General features: G+C 71.3%; 12 protein-coding genes. 5 read left to right on the top strand and 7 right to left on the bottom strand.

The genetic code is table 11. From position 1 onward, the window contains the following. Positions 1 to 23: 23 nt before the first annotated feature. The 3 genes from WME97_RS39005 (at position 24) to WME97_RS38995 (ending at position 3,793) form a co-directional block, all read left to right on the top strand. A complete protein-coding gene (locus WME97_RS39005) occupies positions 24 to 1,019 on the top strand; it encodes a class I SAM-dependent methyltransferase (RefSeq protein ID WP_437545237.1) in 996 nt (331 codons plus the stop codon). Between the two features lie 405 nt (positions 1,020 to 1,424). After that, on the top strand, positions 1,425 to 2,990 hold the full coding sequence (locus tag WME97_RS39000) for a glycosyltransferase family 4 protein (protein ID WP_437545235.1): 1,566 nt from the start codon (positions 1,425 to 1,427) through the stop codon (positions 2,988 to 2,990). 56 nt (positions 2,991 to 3,046) lie between these two features. Next, positions 3,047 to 3,793 carry a class I SAM-dependent methyltransferase gene (locus WME97_RS38995; RefSeq protein WP_437545233.1) on the top strand — a complete coding sequence of 249 codons (747 nt, stop codon included), beginning with the start codon at positions 3,047 to 3,049 and terminating at the stop codon, positions 3,791 to 3,793. Between the two features lie 21 nt (positions 3,794 to 3,814). Here WME97_RS38995 and WME97_RS38990 read toward each other — a convergent pair whose 3' ends face one another. From WME97_RS38990 to WME97_RS38970, 5 genes are all read right to left on the bottom strand, one after another. Beyond that, entirely contained in the window at positions 3,815 to 5,371 is a 1,557-nt protein-coding gene (locus tag WME97_RS38990; protein ID WP_437545231.1) for a heparinase II/III domain-containing protein, read from the bottom strand. Further along, on the bottom strand, positions 5,368 to 6,633 hold the full coding sequence (locus tag WME97_RS38985; protein WP_437545229.1) for a glycosyltransferase family 4 protein: 1,266 nt from the start codon (positions 6,631 to 6,633) through the stop codon (positions 5,368 to 5,370). The genes WME97_RS38990 and WME97_RS38985 overlap by 4 nt, the downstream gene beginning before the upstream one ends. A 60-nt stretch (positions 6,634 to 6,693) precedes the next feature. Continuing rightward, positions 6,694 to 7,503 (bottom strand): hypothetical protein, encoded by an 810-nt coding sequence (locus WME97_RS38980; RefSeq protein WP_437545227.1) that lies wholly within the window; start codon positions 7,501 to 7,503, stop codon positions 6,694 to 6,696. Between the two features lie 169 nt (positions 7,504 to 7,672). Then, the gene (locus WME97_RS38975; protein WP_437545225.1) at positions 7,673 to 9,226 is read right to left on the bottom strand and encodes a hypothetical protein; all 1,554 of its coding nucleotides are present in this window, start codon (positions 9,224 to 9,226) and stop codon (positions 7,673 to 7,675) included. Between the two features lie 12 nt (positions 9,227 to 9,238). After that, positions 9,239 to 11,551 carry a GumC family protein gene (locus tag WME97_RS38970; protein ID WP_437545223.1) on the bottom strand — a complete coding sequence of 771 codons (2,313 nt, stop codon included), beginning with the start codon at positions 11,549 to 11,551 and terminating at the stop codon, positions 9,239 to 9,241. 287 nt (positions 11,552 to 11,838) lie between these two features. Here WME97_RS38970 and WME97_RS38965 point away from each other — a divergent pair, with 287 nt between their 5' ends. Next, complete coding sequence (locus tag WME97_RS38965) at positions 11,839 to 15,342, top strand: FG-GAP repeat domain-containing protein (RefSeq protein ID WP_437545221.1); 3,504 nt, start codon at positions 11,839 to 11,841, stop codon at positions 15,340 to 15,342. On the opposite strand, the gene WME97_RS38960 is transcribed toward WME97_RS38965, so the two are convergent. Both WME97_RS38960 and WME97_RS38955 read right to left on the bottom strand, forming a co-directional pair. After that, the gene (locus WME97_RS38960) at positions 15,339 to 16,601 is read right to left on the bottom strand and encodes a hypothetical protein (RefSeq protein ID WP_437545219.1); all 1,263 of its coding nucleotides are present in this window, start codon (positions 16,599 to 16,601) and stop codon (positions 15,339 to 15,341) included. The two genes, WME97_RS38965 and WME97_RS38960, sit on opposite strands and share 4 nt — an antisense overlap. Before the next feature lie 58 nt (positions 16,602 to 16,659). Beyond that, the gene (locus WME97_RS38955) at positions 16,660 to 19,338 is read right to left on the bottom strand and encodes an O-antigen ligase family protein (RefSeq protein WP_437545217.1); all 2,679 of its coding nucleotides are present in this window, start codon (positions 19,336 to 19,338) and stop codon (positions 16,660 to 16,662) included. A gap of 149 nt (positions 19,339 to 19,487) precedes the next feature. Between WME97_RS38955 and WME97_RS38950 the strand changes: the two genes are divergently transcribed. Further along, positions 19,488 to 20,123, top strand: a complete 636-nt coding sequence (locus tag WME97_RS38950; RefSeq protein WP_437555575.1) for a phenylalanine--tRNA ligase beta subunit-related protein — start codon at positions 19,488 to 19,490, stop codon at positions 20,121 to 20,123. Positions 20,124 to 20,168: the final 45 nt, after the last annotated feature.

Below are 20,168 nucleotides of genomic sequence, written 5' to 3'. Positions count from 1 at the left end.
CATCTCCATGCGTGCCTGGTTCCATGGCGCACGTGGCCCGTGCGGGCCTGCATGGCCACGGGCGCGCTGGCTTCGCCCGGCCGGGGAGCGCCCGGGGTGCCGCGCTGCGACAATTCGTCCAGATTTGTCCTGGACCGAGCTGGGAAACCGTGATTCCTTTCGCGAGGCATCCGCCCCGCCGGCGGCCCTGCCCTAGCGAGGACGTGATGAGCAACGCGGCGTCGTCGGCCGGAGACAAGGCAGGAAAAGCGCATTGGAATCAAGTGTGGTCGAACCGGTCGCTCCCAAAGCCGGTGGATCCGCACGCGCGTGGGTTTCGGCAATACGTGCGCCAGGCATTTCATCGGGAGTTCGTTCGCGCGTTCGAGGGCATGGACACGAAGGGGCAACGCCTGCTGGAGATCGGCTGTGGTCGTTCCGCCTGGCTTCCCTACCTCGCGCGTGAGTTTGGCTTTCAGGTCAGCGGGCTCGACTATACCGAGATTGGCTGCGCGCAGGAGCGGGACATCCTCGCGAGCGCCGGCATCCCTGGAGAGATCGTGTGCGCCGATCTGTTCGAGCCGCCGGAGCGCTTCGTGGGCGCCTTCGACGTGGTGGTGTCGCTCGGCGTGGTCGAGCACTTCGAGGACACGGCGGGCTGCCTCCGCGCATGCGCGCGCTACCTGCGCCCAGGCGGGCGCATCGTCACGGAGATCCCGAACATGCGCGGGCTCGTGGGGTGGGTGGCCAAGGTCACCGACAGGCCCACCTACGACGTTCATGTTCCGCTGGACCGCGAGGCGCTGGTGAAGGCGCATCGCGACGCGGGCCTCCATGTGCTGCGGAGCGACTACATCCTTCCGCTGGACGTCAGCCTCTTCGGCGTGGGCAGCATCGGGTCGCGCTGGCTCCGCCTACCGGCGGTCGGCGCTGCCTCCGCCGTTGCTGAGCTCGTCTGGGCGCTCGACGCGCGCGGCCTGGCTCCCCGACCGAACGCCGTCACGTCCCCGTACATCTTCTGCGTCGCCGAAAAGAGCTGATGGCCCGACTCCATCACACCATGGAGTCTCGGGCCAGAAAGCGCACACCAGGCGCGGGATCCATCGCTGCTTCGGAGCGCCACGCGCCTCGCGAGGGGCTCCAAGCGCTGCGGGGACAAGGAGGGCCCGCCGAGGCCACGTCTCTGTTTCGATGAAGGCGTTTCCGCTTTCACGGCAAACCCCGCTACGGCCGAGGCCGGCATAACGACATTGTCATCAGGGCGACGCACCACGGTAAACACTCACAGGTAAAATTGTACAATGTAACTGTAAAATGTAAGCGGCGGAGGAAAGTTCCAGACCCTCGCCGGATTCCAAAGCCTGCTCCTGGGTTGTTCCGTGTGCTGACTTGGGGTACTAGGTGCGCACCAACAACGGGCTGTCCGCCATGGTGATGAGCTATGAATGCCGCCCGCCGCGCCGCACCTTAGGGATGCGGGATTTCCAGAGGAGCGAGCGATGGTAAGTACGCTCACGGCGGTTATTCTGGCGCTGGTGCTCTCGTGGGCAGCGACGCCGCTCGCGCGCCGTTTGGCGGTGACGGTGGGGGCAGTGGATGAACCGACCGCGCGGCGCGTACACACGCGGTGCGTCCCGCGCCTGGGCGGGCTCGCCATCGTGGCGGGTTTCGTGCTGCCGCTGTTCATCCTGGCCGCGCTGGGGACGCAGATCGGGCTGATGTGGTTCTCGCAGCACTCGCTGGTGGTGGGGCTGCTGGCTGGAGGGCTGGCGATCGCCGCGGTCGGCGCCTGGGACGATACGAAGGGAATGCGCGCGCGGCACAAGCTGGCCGCGCAGGTCCTCGTCGCGTCGATCGCCTGGGCCTTCGGGCTCCGCCTCGAGTGCGTGACGCTGCCGTACTTCGGGCATGTATCGTTCTGGCCGCTCTCGTTCCTGGTGACGATTCCGTGGTTCGTCGCCATCATCAACGCGGTCAACCTGATCGACGGGCTCGACGGGCTCGCGGCGGGCGTCGGCTTCTTCGCCTGCGTCGCGAACTTCATCACCGCGTACCTCGGCGGCTACCCCGGCAACATGGTGATCTGCCTGCTCGCGGCGACGCTCGCGGGCGCGATCGTGGGGTTCCTGTTTCACAACTTTCACCCCGCGACGATCTTCATGGGGGACACCGGGAGCATGTTCCTTGGGTTCATGCTGGCCGCGATCCCCCTCTTCGGCGTGGGTACGCACAAGGGCGGCACCGCGCTCGCCGTCATGGTGCCGCTGCTCGCGCTCGGCCTGCCGATCTTCGACATGATCTCGGCGATGGTGCGGCGTTATGTCGCTCGCCGGCCGATCTTCGCCGCCGATCGTTCGCACATCCACCACAAGCTGCTCGACAAGGGCCACTCGCATCGCGGCGCGGTGCTGATCCTGTATGGGCTCAGCCTGCTGTTCACCGTGGTCGCGCTGGTGGCGTATGTCGGCCGCTCGCTCGAGATCGGGTTCGCCCTCGTCGCCTGCAGCGTGGTGCTCTTCATCGTGGTGCGCACGGCGGGCTCGCTCCCGCTCTTCGGGGCGCAGCCGCAGGACCCCCGGCGCCCCCGCGAGGCCGCCGTGGAGGCGCTGCGCCGCGCTGTGCCGTGGGCGCTGATGGAGATCGAGGCCGCGAGCGGCGTGGACAAGCTGCGCCCGGTGCTCGAGCGCTTCGCCGAGGAGGCGAAGCTCGTCGCGCTCGAGGTGAGCTCCGCCGGGGCCAACGGCAGCGCGCGCGTGAAGCCCTGGAGCTGGGCGCAGGACGCGGCGACGCCGCAGCAGCTCCGCGAGGCGGTGGTCGCGGTGTTCCCGATCAAGCTCGAGGGCGAGACCGTCGAGCTGCGCTTCCGCTGGGACAGCGAGGAGTGCGCGGTCAATCCGCAGGCCGACATGCTGCTGCAGCTCGTCGTGGACTCTGCAGAGCGCCTGCTGCTGCGCCGGCCGCCGCCGCGCGCTCGGGATTCGCGCCCCCATGGGCGCTTCTCGGTGGTGTGAGGGGCCCCTATCCCGCGCTGATGTGTTCGTGCCGCCGGACTGATTGAGGAGATATCGTGGATATTGCCCGCAAGATCGTTGGTCTCAACTGCAAGACGAACGAGCTCTATTATCGTTTCAGCGATCATGCGCATTACTGGAAGGTCTACCAGGGCATCGTGGACGAGGCGGTCGCGCCGGCGACGGACATCATCCACCTCGGCTGCGGGCCGCTGTGGTTCGGCAAGGTCGCGACGGTGCCTCTCGACGGCAAGACCATCTACGCGGTCGATCCGGATGAGGAGGCGCTCGCGCGCAACCCGGCCCAGCGGCATATCTGCGCGTACGGCGAGTCGATCCCGCTGCCGGACGGCTGCGCGGACGTGATCGCCGCGGACCACCTGCTCGAGCACCTCGAGCGGCCCGAGGCGGTGCTGCGCGAGGCGCACCGCCTGCTGCGGCCGGGGGGGCGATTCGTGTTCACGGCGCCGAACCTCCTCTCCTATTCGGGCCTCGCGACCCACCTCACGCCGCACTGGTTTCATACGCTCTACGTCGGGCTCCTGCGCGGGACGAGCGGCAGCGACAATGCCAAGCCGTACCCGACGTACTTCCGCATGAACACGGTCTGGGCCGTGAAGCGCCTCGCGAAGGCCGCGGGCTTCCGCGTCGACAAGCTCGCCACCGGGGTCGACCACCCGAGCTATACGGTGTTGATCCCCGGGCTCCACCAGGCCGCGCTGGCGCTTCACCTCGTGCTCGACAAGGTCGAGGCGCTCGCGCCTTTCCGCATCACGCTCACAGGCAGCCTCGTCCGCGAGTAGCGCACGGAGACGCGCCCCGCTCTAGAAGCGAATTCGAAAGCCGGCGCGCCAGGCGTCGCGCACGTCTCCGCGCCCGGAGAACACCGTGGCTGCCTGGGGCTTCCGGAAGCAGGGGTGCCATACGCCCGGGCTCCGCTCGGGCGTGAGCTGGATGCCCTCGATCTCGATGGGCTGGCGTCGCAAGACGGCCTCGTCGACCCTGAGCCGGGAGCAGGCGCTCGTCCTGCCGCCGAGGATGTCGTCGAGGACCACGAGCTCCCGAGCGGACAGCTCCACCGTCCGGCGATGCCGGGGAGCTCCGGGGAGAGCGCGATACCCGTCGTGTTCAGCCTCGACGGCGACGTGCGCCGAGGCGCGCTCGAGCCTGCGCACCCCGGCGCGCGCCCGGCGGCCGACGCGGAAGGCGCTCCACACCTCGCTCGAATCCATGTCGCCGAGCTCCACCGTGTTGTGGGCGCGCGTGGAGCGGGTGGTCTGCCGGTCGCCGTCGGTCTTGTAGCTGGAGACCCCGTAGTCGACGACGGCGCGCTCTCCGCGGAGCCATAGCTCGAAGGTGAGCGCGTCCGCGTGCACGTGCCCGGGCTGATAGGAGGCGCCATCCATCCCCGCGTCGAGCGCGAGCCAGGCCCGGTCGCCGAACCGCAGGATCACCCAGCCGGTGGCCGCGAGGTGGTCGAGCGACGGCGTGTCGTCCGGCGGCGCGCCGGGGGCTCCCCGCCCGCCACCGGAGGCCCTGCCCGGCGTGAAGAGGCCGAGGTCCTCGCCGAGGGCGAGCACGTGGTCGAGCTCCGGCGCGGCGTCGAGCGACGCATCGTTGAAGAGCGGGTACGAGCCGTCCGGCGCGCGCACGGCGGCGGCCCACTCGAGGGCCCTCTCCGCGGTGGTCCTCCAGCGCTCGGGTACCTTGCGGCCGGCCGCCTGCGCGAGCTCGATGGCCTCGAGCAGCCCGGCCGTCAGCGCGAGGTGGTACGACGCGGAGAGCTCGAAATGGCCGCCGTCCGCGAGGAACTGCTCCGGCAGCTGCCACGCCAGGATCGCGGAGCCGAGCCGCCACCACGCCTCGGCCTCGGGCCCGTGGGCCACGGCGCCGCCGCACACGAGCCCTATCGCGTTCTCCAGGAGGTGATTGGCGAGCAGGTGAAGCTCGAGGCCGAGCGCGATGGCCCGACACGCGCGCGCCAGCTCCGCAGAGAGCCCGGGGCGGCCGAGGCGCGCCGCCGCCGCGAGCCGGCGGGCGCGCACCGACGCGGGAAACGGGTGTGACGCGATCGGGTCGTCCCACGCGCTCGGGGCGGGGAGGGTCGGCTCGGCCCCGAGCTCATAGCCGTAGGCGCGCTCGTAGGCGTGCAGGAGCGACCCTTCGGGAATGGCGGCCAGCCGCGCGCGCCCGCGCTCCTTCTCGGCGTCGGCGAAGGCCGCGAACCGCGGGCTCGACGGGGCAAAGCCCGGCCGGAGGCGAGGCGCCAGCGCCGCGCTCGGCCCCCCGCCGAGCGCGCGGTGGCCGAGGGCGATCGGGCGGGCGAGGACCTGCAGCGGGTGGAGCTGGACGAGGGTGCGGGCGATCCGCGGTAGGTTCATCGCTCGCTCCTGCTCTGGCCTTCACGAGAGCGCGAGCGGCAGAGCACGCGCTCCAGCACATCGACATACTCGCGCGCGAGCATGTCGCGCTCGAACGAGCGCATCACGTAGGTCCGCCCTGCCGACCCCATGCGCCTTCGCCGCTCTGGATCGGAGGCGAGCTCGACGATCGCCCGGGTCATGGCCTGTACGTCTTCCGGGGGAGCGAAGACGCCGGCGCTCGCCTCCTCGACGATGGACCGCGCTTCGCCGTCGACCGAGATCACGATGGGCCGCTCCATGGCGAGGATCTCGAAGATCTTGGACGGGATGACCGTCTGAAAGAGCTCGGTCTTGCGCAGAGGAACCAGGCAGATATCGGCGGTCGCATACACCTCGGTGACCGCATCGCGCGGGAGGGCGCCGAGGAACGTCACGTTGGAGAGCCCGAGCTCCCGGGCGCGCGCCTCCAGGCTGGCCCGCTCCGCCCCCTCGCCGACGAACAGGAAGCGAATGTCGTCGCGCGCGCGCAGGCCGCTCGCCACATCGAGCACGGCGGAGAGGCCGTGCGCCATGCCGTGCGTCCCCACGTACGCCACGACGAGGCGGTCGCCGAAGCCGAGCTTCTCCCGGAGCGGCGTGTCGCGCGAGGCGGGGGTGAAGCGCCCGAGGTCCACGCCGTTCCTGATGACGTCGATCTTGTCGGCGGGGACTCCTCGCTGGATGAGCCGCTCCCGGAAGCTCTGCGTGACGACCACGATCCCGTCGGACACCTCGTAGAGGTGCTCCTCGACGCGCGTGAGCCCGCGCACGACCGCGTGCCCGGCCGACAGCGCGCCCACGGCCACGATCGACTCGGGCCAGAGGTCGCGCACCTCGAACACGAACGGCATCCCGCGGAGCCTGGAGAGCCCGTAGCCGGCCACGGCCGCGAGGAACTGGGGGCTCGTCGCGATGAGGACGTCGGCCTGCGGTAAACCGAGCTGCGCGAGCGAGAGCGCAGACAGGGCGAAGGACCCATACGCGAGCGAGCGGCGCACCTTGCCCCGGTTGGCGGCGGCGTAGATCCAGGTGCGGAGGACCCGGACCCCATGGAAGTCCTCTTCCACGCGGAGCCGACCTCGATAGGCAGCCGGGATCACCCCTGTCGGGTGGTTCGGCATGCCCGTCAGGACCGTGACCTCGTGTCCGGCACGCCGCCAGGCCCGGGCGAGCTCGGAGACACGCGCGGCGGGGGCCCCGGGCTCGGGGGGAAAGTAGGGAGAGACGTAGAGGATGCGCATGAGGGCTTCAGGGAGGTCGGTGCGTGGGAAGCGAGCTTTGCTGCCGATGAACGAGGGGCTTCAGCAGCTCAGGATGAGCTCCTTGATCTCGGTTCCGCCATGGATGCTGTCGATGTGCCCGAAGCCGCCCTCCGTTCGCGCGAAGAGCGAGGCCTTCTCGGCGTCGCGGTTGTCGATCACAAGGAGCAGCCCGTCAGGCGCGAGCGCGCGCCAGAAATTGCGCGCGGCTCGGCGGATCTGATCGTCGGAGAAATAGGCGCGGTTCAGGATGTTCGCTGCCTTGACGACCGTCGGCGCGGGGCCGTCCCACGGCTGGAAGATGTCGTGGGGTCTGAGGCGCACGCGCGCGTCACGGCGCGCGATCTCGCGGAGCCGCGGCTGGACGAGCGATACCTCCGGATAGGCCGGGTCGAACGGCGGGATGGCGCCGCGCCACCCGGGGAGCACCCAGCGCGGCCAGCGGCGCGAGCCCGCCGCTGCGGGATAGAACAGCAAGCGCGGGGTGGCGGCGAGGACGCAGGCGCCGTCCGCATCATAGAAGAACGCGCGCCCGCGATCGTCGGCGCGCACCCGGAGCGAGAGCGCCCTGTCCGTCACGTAGTACGCCTCGAAGGCGTCGCCGAGCGCGGTGATCAGATCGAGCGCCGTGCTCCCGTCGGAGGCGCCGACGTCGAGGACGACGGGGCGCTTCTGGCGGAGCGCGCCCACGAGGAGGGCGTCGCTCTGCCGGTGCCTGCCCGGCCGCGTCGTCTTGTAGGTGCCGCCCAGCAAGAGGACGGAGATCCGCTCCGAGAACACCTCGGGCGACGTGATCTCCTCGGGCCGGAGGAGGGCCCGCGGGTCCGGGAAGCAGACCCTGCGAGGCAGCATGCGCGCCGGCCAGCCTGAACGGTTCAAACGAAAGGGAAATCTCATGACGATAGGGACCTGGCTTCTCCGCTCTTCATGTTCCGACGCCGCGCGCCGCGCGGTCCATCCTGCGGCTTGCGGGCGCGCGGTCCCGCGTTGTCCTCACGCCGGCCAACCCCGGTCGGCGCGGCTACCGCCCCAGCGCCGACGAGGGCCCGAGGCGCGGATCGCGCAGGCGCTGCCCGGATCTCCGGCGTGTCGGGCCGAGGGCGGCCAGCCCGCGCCGCAGGTGCGTGACCACCGAGGTGAGCACGACCGCCGCGAGCAGCGCGATCGCCAGCGACACCGTGATCTTGAGCAGCGCGGTCAGCTCGCCGCGAAACTGGTTGTACGCGAACGAGGCGAGGTTCACCGCCGCGGCGCGGGCGAGCAGGGGCGAGCCGCGCGCGCCGGCCACGAGGAGCGGCATCATGAAGAAGAGCCCGCTGAAGACCGCGATCTCGATGGCCGTGCCGGCGAGCCCGAAGTTCAGGTACCCTTCGGCGGCGGCGCCCATCGCGAAGCCGGCGCCGCGGCGCGCGAGGTCGGGGGCCGTCCACATGGCATATCGCTGCGCGAGGCCGAGCGGCCGCTCGCTCCAGAGCGGCTTGGGCACCAGGATGAGGAACGCGTTCACCCAGCTCTCGCCTGGGTAGCTGATGATGGGCGGCTGCTCGTTCACGACGCTGACGAGGTTGGCGTAGACGCGCTGGAGCTCTCCGATCTCCAGCGGGTTCTCTATCCGATCGAGGTACGCGCTGGCCGACGATATCTGCGCGTCGAGCCCGCTGCCCTGCTCGGCGCGGGCGCCTTCCACGACGATGCCGTAGAAGAGGACGCCCACCATGCCGATGGCCAGCCACACGCGTCGGATCTGGATGCCGAAGGCATGCGCGGCGAGCGCGACGGAGAGGATCGTCCAGACGAGGGGGCCCCGCCGGCCCATGATCGTGTTGAGCAGGAAGCTCACGAAGAAGCAGAACCCCGCGAGCGAGACCACCCTCGGCACGGTCAGCCCCGCCTTGCGGAGCGATACGACCCGGAGGAAGAGGTAAACGACGGCCACCCCGATGAGGTGCCAGCCGCCGGTGAGCAGCCCTTTGCCATCTGCCTCGAGGTGATTGGAGGCGTAGTTCATCGAGAAGAACCGCCCCACGCCGATCGTGGCGATCCATGTGGCCACGAGCCCCAGGCCCACCATGCCGACGAGGATCGTGGCCCAGTCCTGGTCCAGCGTCGCCTTGGGCCTGTGCGCCGGGACAAGGCGCTGCAGGTCGGGCGCTTCCTTGGGGCGGCTCAGCGCGGTGCAGGCGAGGGCGCACCCGACCGCGCCGGCATAGGCCACCTCCATGGCTGCCGTCTCATGGCTCGACAGGGAGAACTCGCGGGAGATGAGGAGGCGCAGGATAGGTGAGTAGGCGACGCTGAGGAAATAGGCGGCTGGTATGTAGGTCTCCGGATCCAGCGGATGGAACCGGGGGCCGCTGGCGCGGGCGAGCGACGGGGCGGCCAGCAAGAGCAAGAGGCCGATCGTCCATCCGCGGCCGTCGCCGAGCGCTCCCTCGAGGATCGGGCCGAGGGCCGCCAGCGTCCCGACGAGGAGCGTCGCGGTGACCCGGCCGAGGGGCGTCTTCGTCCGCCGCGCGGGCGCGGCGCCGGCGGCGCGCGTAGCGCCGCGCGCGCGGGGGAGTCTCAGCGAGGGCAACGGCGGCGCTCCTCAGTTCGGCAAGGAGGGTGGAGAGGGGGGCGGGGACGGGGGTGCAGGAGCGTCCGTCGGGGCCGCTGGCGCCGGCTCGGAGGGCGCGTGGTAATAGCCGTCCTTCCTGTCGCCATAGTAGTGGTACACCCCGTACTCTTGGCGCTTCAGATCGACGGCGTTCAGCACGACGCCCACGGTCTTGCCGCCGACGTCGAGCAGCGCGCGGATCCCATGGCGCGCGAAGTCGTGCCTCGTCGCGGAGGCGCGCACGACGAGCACCGTGCCGTCGACCAGCGTCGACAGCACGGCGCCGTCGGTGACCGCGACGATGGGCGGGCTGTCGATGATGACCCGGTCGAAGCGGCTCTGGAGCTTCTGGAGCAGCGCCTGGAAGCGTTCGCTGTGCAAGAGCTCCGCCGGGTTCGGCGGGATCGGGCCCGCCGGGATGACGTAGAGGTTCTCCACCTCGGTCTTGAGCGCGCTCTCGTCGTCCACCACGGAGTCGTCGAGAAGCGCGCTGGTGACGCCGAGCTCCGGGCTCTTGCCGAAGATCTGGTGGATGCGCGGCTTGCGGAGGTCGCAATCGATGAGGACGACCTTCTGTCCGGCCTGCGCCATGGCGACGGCGATGCAGCAGCACACGGTCGTCTTGCCCTCGCTGGGGCCGGCGCTGGCGATGAGGAGCGTCTTGTAAGGCCGGTCGGGCGACATGAAGAGCAGGTTGGTCCGGATCGCGCGCGCCGCCTCGGCGATCCCGCTCGTCGGCTGATCGTGCACGACGAGCTCGCGCCGGCCGAGCTGGGGCGCGGCCTTGCCGCGGTGGCGCGCCCTGCGGCGCTGGGCTTCCTTCTGGTCCCGCTTGTCGAACTCCGGGAGGAGCCCGAGGAAGGGCAGCCCGAGCTCCCGCTCGACCTCATCCGGCGTCCGCAGCGTGCGATCGAGCATCGCCCGCGCCAGCGCAGCGCCGATCCCGAGGAGCAGCCCGGCGAGGATGCCTATCCCGATGTTGACGCCGACGCGCGGCCGCAGCGCGGTGAGCGGGAAGTTCGGCCGATCGAGGACGTGGATGTTGTTCACCCGCAGCATTCGCTGGAGATCGCTCTCCTTCGTGCGCTCCAGGACGAGCTGGTACAGCTTCTCTGTGTTGTCCTTCGTCCTGCGGAGTCGATCGTACTCGATCTTGAGGGAGTTCAGCTCGAACGCCTGCTTCTTCGCGTCCTCGAGCAGCCCCACGAGGCCCCCCTCCTGGCGCTTCACGATGGCGAGATCGCGGTTCACCGCGCCCTGAACATTCTTGATCTCGGCGACCAGCGCGCTCCTGTTGGCCGCGACCCGCTCGGTCGCGGCGCGGACGTCAGGGTGGTTTTCGCCCTTGCCAGAGCCGATGAGCGCGTCGCGCTCACGGACGCACTCCTCCTGGCGCGCGCGCAGCATCTGGAGGACCGGGCTCTGGATGAGCTCGGAGGCGGGGAGGTCGAGCGGGGTGTTCGGATCGAGCTTCGACAGCTCGTGGCTCCGGGCCGCGAACTCCTCACGCTTCGTGCGCACGGACGTGAGAGCGTCGTTGATCTGCTTCATCTCCTCGCGCAGCAGGTTCGTCTTGTCCTCGAAATCGACGTCGAGGATGTTCTTGCTGAGCTTGTATTCGTGGAGCGACGTCTCGCTCGCCTCGAGATCGTACTTCAGCTTGTCGAGCTGCGCCCGGAGCCAATCGACCGCTGAGTTCGTCGAGGCGAGCGCGTCATCGAGGTTCTGCTCGATGTAAATGTCCATCAACGTGGTGAGGATGCGCTGAGCCCGCTCGCGATCCGCGTCGTTGTAGCGGATCACCGCGAGGCGGCTGTCCTTCACCGGCTCGACGACGAGCCGCTCGCGCAGGATCTCCGCGGCCTCCTCCGGGGTCACGGACATCGGCCCGGGCGAGGTCGCGTCCTTCGGGAGGTCCTTCAGAAAATAGGCATCGTTCTGCAGGTTGAGCTGGGCGACGACCGCCAGCGCCACCCGGATGGACCGGATGACCTTGTACTGGGTTTCATAGTACTCGCGGTTATTCCAGTACGAGCCGGCGCCCATGTCGACCACGGTGTCGACCCCGCGGCCGAGCGGCCGAGGAGGGTTCGGATCGAACTGCACCGTCGCCGCGGATTGATAGATCTTCTTCTGGCCGAGCGTATAGAACGTGACGCTGAGGGCGACCAGGAGCAGGGTGGTCAGCGCGATGGCCCAGTGCTTGCTGACCGTTCGCCAGGTGACGACGAGGTCGAACGCGCGCTCGCCTGAGATGTCGTCGCGGAGAGCGGTCGTGGAGGGGGCTCTGGAATCGTCGGCCATAAGTCATGCGCTCGAAGCGCCTTCGAAGCGCCTTCGAAGCGCCTTCGTGGAGGGTAGAGGTCCGCGCGGAGGGGTAAGGTGCCCGCGGCGTCTCCAAAATTCAAGCTGGGGTTCTCGACAGGGGGACGATGTGGCACAATGTGCGCGTCGTGACAATGCGCGGCCTGGCGTCGGCCTGGCGTCGGGGAGGCGAGGTGCGGCACATTCTCGCGCGGTGCGACGCTCGCGCTGATGGAGTACACTCCGGCCGCGCGTCCGGAAGCGGAAAACGCGCTCGGGCAGTGAGAATGGAACGATCGTCCTTCATGGCGCGCGGCGCGGTCGCGAGCGCGGTTTGCTCTGCGCTCCTCCTCGATGCGGCCTCGGCCTCCGCCGACTGGCCATCTGCCCGTCACGACGCGCAGCGCACGGGCGCCACGTCGTCCACGAGCAATATCGTGAAGCCGGCACCCTACTGGCGGGCGTACCTCGGCGGTGTCCTCGGGACAGGCCGGGTGCTCGCAGGGGATACGAACCAGGACGGCGATATCGACCTGCTCTTTGTGTCCGGCGGCCGCGTCGTCCTCTCCGATCCGCTGGGATTCGTCCGCTGGAGCACCCCATCGCTGGGATTGCAGACGCTGCACTCCGTCGACGATCTCGACGGAGACGGGCGGCTCGAGATCGTCGCGCTGAGCGGCGCGGGCGCGGCGGTCATCGATGGATCGAGCGGAGCCATCCTGTGGCGCGAGGACGCCTCGGAGCTCGGAACGCTCGGGGCCGCGCGCCTCGCCGATTTCAACGGCGACGGTCATCTCGATCTCTTCCTGGACGAGTGTGGCTGTTGCACCGTGCGCACGGACAGCCCGGGTGTCATCTACAGCTTCGCGGGGGGGTTCGGCGCTGTCGAGCGGTTGCCTCCTCCTCCGCGGCGCGTGCATTGCAACGCGACGATCGACACGGTGGGCGACTGGAACGGAGACGGCGCGGACGATCTCCTCGTGTCCTCCTATGACCAGCTATTCCTCGTCTCGGGATCGGGGGACGTCTTTGCGGAGTCGGCCAGCATCGGCGTCCATCTCGGCGGGGCCGTCTGCGAGGCGGTGACCATGGGCGATCGGGCGAGCCCCGGTCAGCACGCGCTCTGCTTCCAGAATCGGGTCCGCGGCAACCAGGGCGCGCGCGAGGTCACCCTGCTCGCGTACAGGCCGGACGAGAGCCCGTCGCTCGCTGTGGTCTGGCGAAAGACCCTCAGCCCCAATGACGGCGGCGACGCCCGCGCCCCGACGCGCCTCGCGTGGGATCTCGACGGCGACGGCGCGCTCGAGGTGCTGGCGAGCGGCAAGGTGGGCGAAGCCTGGACGTCCTTCGTGCTCGATGCCGCCACGGGCGCCGTGCTCGCCACCATTCCCGACGCGATAGCGCAGGGCGCGGTCCAGGGAGACGCGGGCTCCGAGCAATGGATCGTCACGTCGCGCGAAGAGCGCGTGTCGGCGTACCGGTTCAGCCGCGCCGCCGGGGGCTCGCTCGAGCGGCTCTGGTCGCTGGACGGCGAGCGGGTGCGCACGCGGGTCGACTGGGCGAGATCCCGCAGGACGAACCTCGCCTTCTCGCTGGTGACTCCGGATCTCACGGGCGACGGACGCGGCGAGCTCGTGCTCGAGTCGACGTCGGAGCCCGTGGCGCTCACCGCGGTGGATATGCAGGGGGGCGGGGCGACGGTCGCGGCCGTCTACTCCGTCGGGCCCGGAAGCGGCATCGCGGCGCTCGAGCTGCCCGTCGCGAGCGCTCCGTCGTGGCCGCGGCTGGTGGTTTCCCGGGCCGATGGGTTCCTCACGCTGCTCGACGCGTCGTTCGAGCCCTTGAACCTCGTGCGGGAGGGGCGCGACGTCCTGCCCGGGATGCGCGTCGGCGGCTTCTACACAGGCCCGGGCGCCTTCGTCAATTTCGGCCGCGCCCCGCTCGCCGCGAGGTTCTCTCCGGAGGACGCCGCCGCCAGCGTCGTGGTCGTCGACAGCCGGGGCGACCTCGTCCGGGTCGCGTCCGACGGCGCGAGCAACGTGGCGCCGGCCAAGCCTGCCTGGCGCGTGAGGGACGCGTTCGGCGCGTCCATCGCCCCCGCCGAGGGGAGCTCGCCCGCGACGCTCGCGTGCTTCAGGCGGCTGCACCCGCTCACTGACCCGGTGAAGTACGCCGTCGCGACGCTCGACGCGAACGGCAGGCAAACGAGCGAGACTCCGCTCGAGAAGCCCCCCGCGTGGGACGTGCTGCACGGAGATCTCGACGGAGACGGCGCGCGCGAACTCGTGGCGGTCACGGTGGATCCGAACCTGCGCACCGAGGTCGTCGCGATCGATGGGGGCGGCGGAGAGCGGTGGAAACACCGTATCGACGCCTCCGCCGGCACCCAGGCCGTCGCGATCGCCGACTGGAACGGAGACGGCGCGGAGGACGTGGCGGTCGCGATCAACAGGGCCAAGGTGCTCTCGGGTCGGAACGGCAGCCCCCTCGGCGAGAACCCGGAGACGCTGCTCTATTTCATGCCCATCCTCGCCGATGTGTCGGGAGATCATCGGCTCGAGATGACCCTGCAGGGGGGGTATGCCCCCGCGCGGGCGCTGCCGCACGACCTGAGCGCCGCGCTGTGGAAGGGCGCGCAGGACATCCGTCCCTACCCGCACGGCGCGATCGCGCGCTGCGACGGCAAGACCGTCCTCGTCGAGGGGTCGTTCATGAATCCGGCGCGGCTGACGTTCTCCGTGCTGGACGCCGCCAGCGGGGGGCAATCGAGCTTCATCGTCCTCGCGGGCGACGGCGCGTTCGACGCGGAGGACGCCGCAGCACAGGCGGGCGCCCCGATGGGCCAGCTCGGAGATGTGGCGATCTCGGGGAACCTGACCGGGCGCGCGTCCGCCGGTCCGACCGCCATCGTCGGCTCCACGAACGGCTTCCTCTATGCGGTCGACGCGTGCTCGGCGCGCCTCGTGTGGTCTTATGCTTTCGGCAGCCCCGTCGGCTCACCGAGCCTCGCGGACACCGACGGTGACGGACACGACGACATCCTCGTGAGCGTGGCAGACGGCTACCTCTACAACATGCGGCACGAGATCCTGCCGGCGCCCGAGTTCGTCTGGGATGTCGATCCGGGCAGCGGCGAGCAAGGCGAGGACATCGACGAGATCGAGACCAGGGACACGCTCCACATGAGGTGGTCGAAGGTCGAGGGCGCGACGTCGTATCAGGTGACGGTCGTGGGCGGGCAAGGCGATTACCTGACCTCGCCTGCTTGGCAGGACGTGGGCGACGTCGTCGAAGCCTCGGTCGGCGGGCTGCCGCTCCTCGACGGGGCGAAGTACTACGTCGGCGTGCGCGCGGTCTCTGCCGCCGGGCTCTCGCCGGACCGGGGGTCGGACGGCGTGATCGTGAGGATGCCGCAGGGCGAAGGGGGAGGCGGCGGTGGAGCCGGAGGCGCTGGCGGCGGTGGAGCCGGAGGCGCTGGCGGCGGTGGAGCAGGAGGCGCCGGCGGCGGAGCAGGGGGTGGCGGCGATGGCGGGGCAGGGGGCACCGGCAGCGCAGGTCCTGGCGGAGCCGGCGCGGCCGGATGGGACGACACGCTCCTCTACGGCCGTGGTTGCGTGTGCACCGAGGCGCCGGGGCAGCGCCCGGCCTCGTGGGCGGCCGGCCTCGGCGCTATCGCCCTGGCGCTCGTCGTCCTCGGCAGGGCCCGCGGGACGGCGAGCGCGCCGCCGGGCCGCCGCGCGATCAGGGCACCTCGCGGGCGCTGGCCGCGCGACGTGCGGCCGGCGCGTTAGAAGCTCACGCCCCCGCCGAGCGCCAGCGTGAGCGCGAACGCCGCGATCAGCAGGAGCAGTGCGCCGAGCGTGTACCGCCGCACAGGCGCGTCGATCACGAAGGCGAGGCGCGCCACGCCGACAAGCACCGAGGGGCCGAACACACCGAAATGGCGGACCAGGGGCGCCGGCGCCAGCAGGAGCCATCCGGCCACGCACGCGCTGCTCAGCACGCTGCCCGCCGCGAGCACGCGGCGCGAGCCCGGGCCAGAGAAGTAAATGCACATGGCGTCCGTGACGAGCGGAGCCACCGCAGAGACCAGCATCGTCATCGTCATCGCGTCGCGCGCGGCGCCCGAGTGCGGCAGGCCGGGGATCCGGACCGTGAAGATCACATAGATGGCGGCGCCGAGGAGCGACAGCAGCGCGGCCGGAGGCAGCCAGGCGCGCACGGCGCGCGCCTGCCAGGCCGTCTCGTCTCCCGATCTGCTCGCGCCCGCGACCGCGCGCGCGGCGAACGCCTGCGACGCCTGGGACAGCACCGCGGCGAACGACCAGTAGAGCACCTGCTGCCCCACGCGATGATCGCCGATGAGCTTCAGGTTGGCGCTGAGCGAGATCGGGTAAACGATGACGGTCGCGAAGTTCGCGATGGAGTACGGGACCGCGCGCCGGACGACGAGCATCGCGTAACGCGCGGCGCGCCGGAGCCGGGTCGGGCGCAGGAGGAGCAGCGCAGGCGAGGCGCCGGCGATCCCGATCGCGACGGCGACGGCATCGGGGCGCCCCGCGAGCGCGGCCAGCATGGACGCGCCCGGGGAGAAGACGAGGAGCACCGCGAGCGCGTGCAGGTACCGCCCCCGGAGCTGCCAGCTGGGCCAGATGCTCGGCGAGGCGGCGGCGAGCAGCGAGCACGCGCTGAAGAGCGCGGTGACCAACCCCGCCGTCCCGCCCAGCCCGGTGGTCAGCTCATGGGCGAGCGTGCAGCTGAAGGCGAACACCGCGACGAGCGCGAGGGCGCCGCCCACGAGCGCGCGGCCCCCCCTGGTCGCGAAGGCGCGCGCCCGGCGCGCGAGGGTCGGCGCGAGGCCGGCGGAGACCAGCGCGACGACGACCATCCCGCGCGACGTGTAGTTGGCGAGCGCGGCGAGCGCCGCGGGGGCGGCCGACAGCGCAAGCACCCACTGGGCCGCGAGCGAGACGGCGCGAGGCAGGATGACCGCGAAGGCGACCCCGGCGCCGCCGTGCATCCCAGCGCGCAGCAACGACGACAGCTTCACAGGGCGATTCGAGGGAGAGGGAGGAAGGCGAAGAGGGGCACGATCGTGCGCAATCTACCTACGGGCTGAGCGAAGGCGCCAGCGCCTTCGCCTTCTCCTCGAGGACCCGCTTGCGCAGCGCAGGGTCCTGCCCCCCGCGCCGCTGCAGCAGGCGCTCCAGCGCCTTCGACGCCTCGATGTGCGCGCCCGCGCGGCTGGCGGCGTCCGCCAGCTTGAGGAGGCGCTCCTCGGTCGGCTCGTCCTGCGCTGCCCGCGCGTAGTAGGTCACGGCCGACGGATGGTCTTCCCGCGCCGCGAGCAGGTCGCCGGCCCAGGTCGACGTCGCCGCGCACGCCGCGAGCGTGGTGCACGACGCGGAGAGCAGCTCGCGGAGCGCGGGGAGGAGCTTCTCGGACGAGGCCATCTGCGCCGCCGCGACGACCCGCAGGCGAAGACAGCCGGCCCGGTTGTCCAGCCGCTCGCAGCTCCCCGAGAGCAGCTGCTCCGCCTCCGCGCTCTTCTTGCCCAAGAGGAGGAGCCGCGCCCTCAGCTGGACCGCGAAGAACGAGTCGTCGTCGAGGCCCTGCACCGCCGCCGCGTGCGCCTCGATCTCCCGCTCGCAGGCGGCCCTCCGCCCGTCGTCACCGCCGCAGCGGGCGGAGCCCGGGACCTCCAGCATCGCGAGCAGCGCGTCGCCGGCGGCCCAGTGCGCTCCGACCCGCGCGGGGTCGCGCGCGATCGCCTCCTCCGCGCAGCGCAGGCGCAGGTCGATCTCTTCCCGGCGGTCGCCCGCGGTGGCCATGCGCTCGAGCACCTCGACCCCGGCCTTGCCTTCCGGCACGGCCCGCAGCAGCTCCTCCCACGTGTGGGTCCACTGCCGGGCGAGCACCGCGGCCGTGTCGGTCACGCCGGGGTCGTCCTCCACGGCGAGCCGCAGGCTCAGGAGCGCCTGCTCCTTGGCGCCGCGCGACGCGAGCACCTCCGCGAGCAGGAGGTGGGCGCGCCCGTGGCGGCGTGAGCGCTCGAGCGTGCGCTGGAGCCATGGGATTGGGCTCTCGCCGCTGCCCCGGAGCGCGGCGACCGCGCCGAGCAGCGGGAAGTACGGCTCCGCGGGGTGGCGGAGGATCGCCGCGCGGAGCTCCTCACGGAAGCGTGGCCAGCCGGCGCCGCTCGCCGCGCCGGCGTCGCTCTGCGCGCGCAGCGACCGGCGGTCGTGGTCGACGTCGCGCCAGCCGAAGCGCACCATCAGGGAGACGAGCGCGAGCGCGGAGGCCACGGCGCAAGCCGCCGCCTGCCACGGCCGCCACCGCGCCGGGCCGGGCTCGCCAGCCGGGGCCTCGTGCCGCGGCCGCTCGCCATGGGCCTCACCCCAGAGTGAGCCCAGGGTCGCCGCGAGCGCGATGCTGACGCCTGGCACCTCGAGCCCGAGGTCGAACAGGTTCTGGAGGACGAGCACCGCGCAGCCGACCCAGGCGCCCAGCGCCGCCGTGCTCGCGCGCAAGGCGATCTTGCCCGGGCGAAACGCGACGCCGAGCGCGACGAGCGAGGCCGCCGCGACCGGAGCGCCCCACTCGGCCGCCCACTGGATCACGACGTTCTCGGCGTGCGTGAACACGATGTTCCCCGGCGACTGCCGGTACGCCGGGAACACCGTCTCGAACGCGCCGCGCCCGATGCCGAAAAGCCAGTGATCCGCGAGCAGCGGGAGCGTCGAGCGAAAGAGCGACAGCTTGTCGAGGTTGTCGTCCGCCATCTCCGCGAGCGTGCGGTTCGTCGCGGCGAGCGCGGCCAGCAGCGCGCCGCCGCCGATGGCCACGCTCAACAGCCAGGCCGCCGCGCCCCGGCCGCGGGGGCCGGAGCGGTGCCTGCCGCGCCGCCGCCGCGAGAGCAACGCGAAGAGGGCGAGGCCGAGCGGCAGCACGAGCAGCCCTCCGCGAGACGACGCGATGATGCCGACCCCGACGATCGCGGTGAGCCCGACGCCGGCGACCCAGGGCGGCAGGAGCGGCCTGCTCGTGAGCAGCAGCCCGACCCCCGAGAGGATGCCGAGGTTCAGGTAACCGGCGAGGTTGTTCGGGTTGAGCAGCGGCCCGACGTGCCATGACGCCACCGAGAACCGCGGTTGATACAGGCCGAAGACGGTCGTCGCGCCGAGCAGCCCGTGGGCGATCGTCGTGAGCGCGGCGAGGAACGCGCTGCCGAAGACCAGGGTGATCCCGAGCTTCGCGCCGCGCCGCGCGCCGACGAACGCGGCCGTGAGGAAGACGCCGGTATAGGTCAGCCATTTCAGGGCCTCCACCAGCGTGGCGCCGGGGTCGAGCGAGACGCTGGCGTACCGCGGCGCCGCCTCGCCGAGCGGCATCAGGGAGCGCGACCAGATGTCGGCGCTCGCCGGCGAGAGCCGCTCGAGCCACGCGAGCGGCAGCGGCGCGGCCTGCAGCAGCGTATACGCGGTCAAGCCGAGCAGCGTGAGCGCCGGAAGCGTCTTCACGGGAGACGGCTCGCCGGCGAGCGCGCTGGCGCGGAGCGAGAGCGCGGCGGCGATCGCCACGGCCGCGGACACCAGGGCCAGCGTCGGCGTATGGACAGCGCCGATGGCGAGCACGGACCCGGCGACGACGGCCCCGAGCAGCCACGGGATCACGCGCTCGGCGAGCGGTGGTGCGGCGCCTCCTGGGCGGCTCCGCGCCGCGGTGCCCATCGAGCGCCGGAGCTCGGCGGGCGACCTCAGCTTCGGGCGTGTGGAGTCCGTCGTCACGGCCGGCCAGGGTAGTCGATCTGCGCCGCAGAGGGACGGGGTCGCTCACGGCACCACTGAGTCGACCTGCGCACTCCCGGGATTGACCGAGAGAGTGTGAGATGACGAGCATCCATCCAGGAGCGCTGTCGTCGTGTAGAGTGCGCCGCGTGCTCACGCTCTCGGCGCATCCTCTGCTCGAAGTCGCCACCTTCGTCACGACGTTCCCCGCGCCGCTCGGCGAGCTGCAGGGGAGCGACGCGCTCCGCGGCCTCCTGTCCGACAAGGCCTCGGCCCCGTTCCGCTCGGACGACGCCGTGCGGTCGGCGGTCCGCGATCTGCTCCGGCACGGCGGCTACAAGCCGACAGGCCGGGGCAAGCCGGCCTCCGAGTACCTCATCCGCGCCGCCGAGGGGGGATCGCTCGCGCCCATCAACGCGGCCGTGGACGCGTGCAACGCCGTGTCGCTGCACACGGGCCTGCCCATCAGCGTGATCGATCTCGATCGCGCCCGCCCGCCGCTCCGCATCGAGGTCGCGCCCGCCGGCTCCCGCTACGTGTTCAACGCCTCGGGGCAGGAGATCGACCTCGAGGGGCTCCTCTGCGTCTTCGACGCGGACGGCCCGTGCGCGAACGCCGTGAAGGACGCGCAGCGGACGAAGACGCACGCGGGGACGACGCGCACGCTCTCGGTCCTCTGGGGCAGCCGCGCGCTGCCGGGCCGCGCGGCGGGAGCGGCCGCCTGGTACAAGGAGCTGCTCGCCGGCATCGGCGCGGCGACCTCGGACGCGCCGATCGCGGCCTGATCACCCGGCGCGCGGGCCATCGCCTCTCGACGCGCGCCGGCGCGA

The organism is Sorangium sp. So ce367, from assembly GCF_051520455.1.
In the GTDB taxonomy this organism is placed as follows: Bacteria; Myxococcota_A; Polyangia; order Polyangiales; family Polyangiaceae; genus Sorangium; species Sorangium cellulosum_B.
This window is presented reverse-complemented; position numbering and strand designations above follow the sequence as displayed.

Bases quoted from the DNA above. Each gene is read 5' to 3' on its own strand.
- WME97_RS39005 (WP_437545237.1), top strand. From the start codon at position 24: ATGGCGCACGTGGCCCGTGCGGGCCTGCATGGCCACGGGCGCGCTGGC.
- WME97_RS39000 (WP_437545235.1), top strand. From the start codon at position 1,425: ATGCCGCCCGCCGCGCCGCACCTTAGGGATGCGGGATTTCCAGAGGAG.
- WME97_RS38990 (WP_437545231.1), bottom strand. From the start codon at position 5,371: ATGAACCTACCGCGGATCGCCCGCACCCTCGTCCAGCTCCACCCGCTG.
- WME97_RS38985 (WP_437545229.1), bottom strand. From the start codon at position 6,633: ATGCGCATCCTCTACGTCTCTCCCTACTTTCCCCCCGAGCCCGGGGCC.
- WME97_RS38980 (WP_437545227.1), bottom strand. From the start codon at position 7,503: ATGCTGCCTCGCAGGGTCTGCTTCCCGGACCCGCGGGCCCTCCTCCGG.
- WME97_RS38970 (WP_437545223.1), bottom strand. From the start codon at position 11,551: ATGGCCGACGATTCCAGAGCCCCCTCCACGACCGCTCTCCGCGACGAC.
- WME97_RS38965 (WP_437545221.1), top strand. From the start codon at position 11,839: ATGGAACGATCGTCCTTCATGGCGCGCGGCGCGGTCGCGAGCGCGGTT.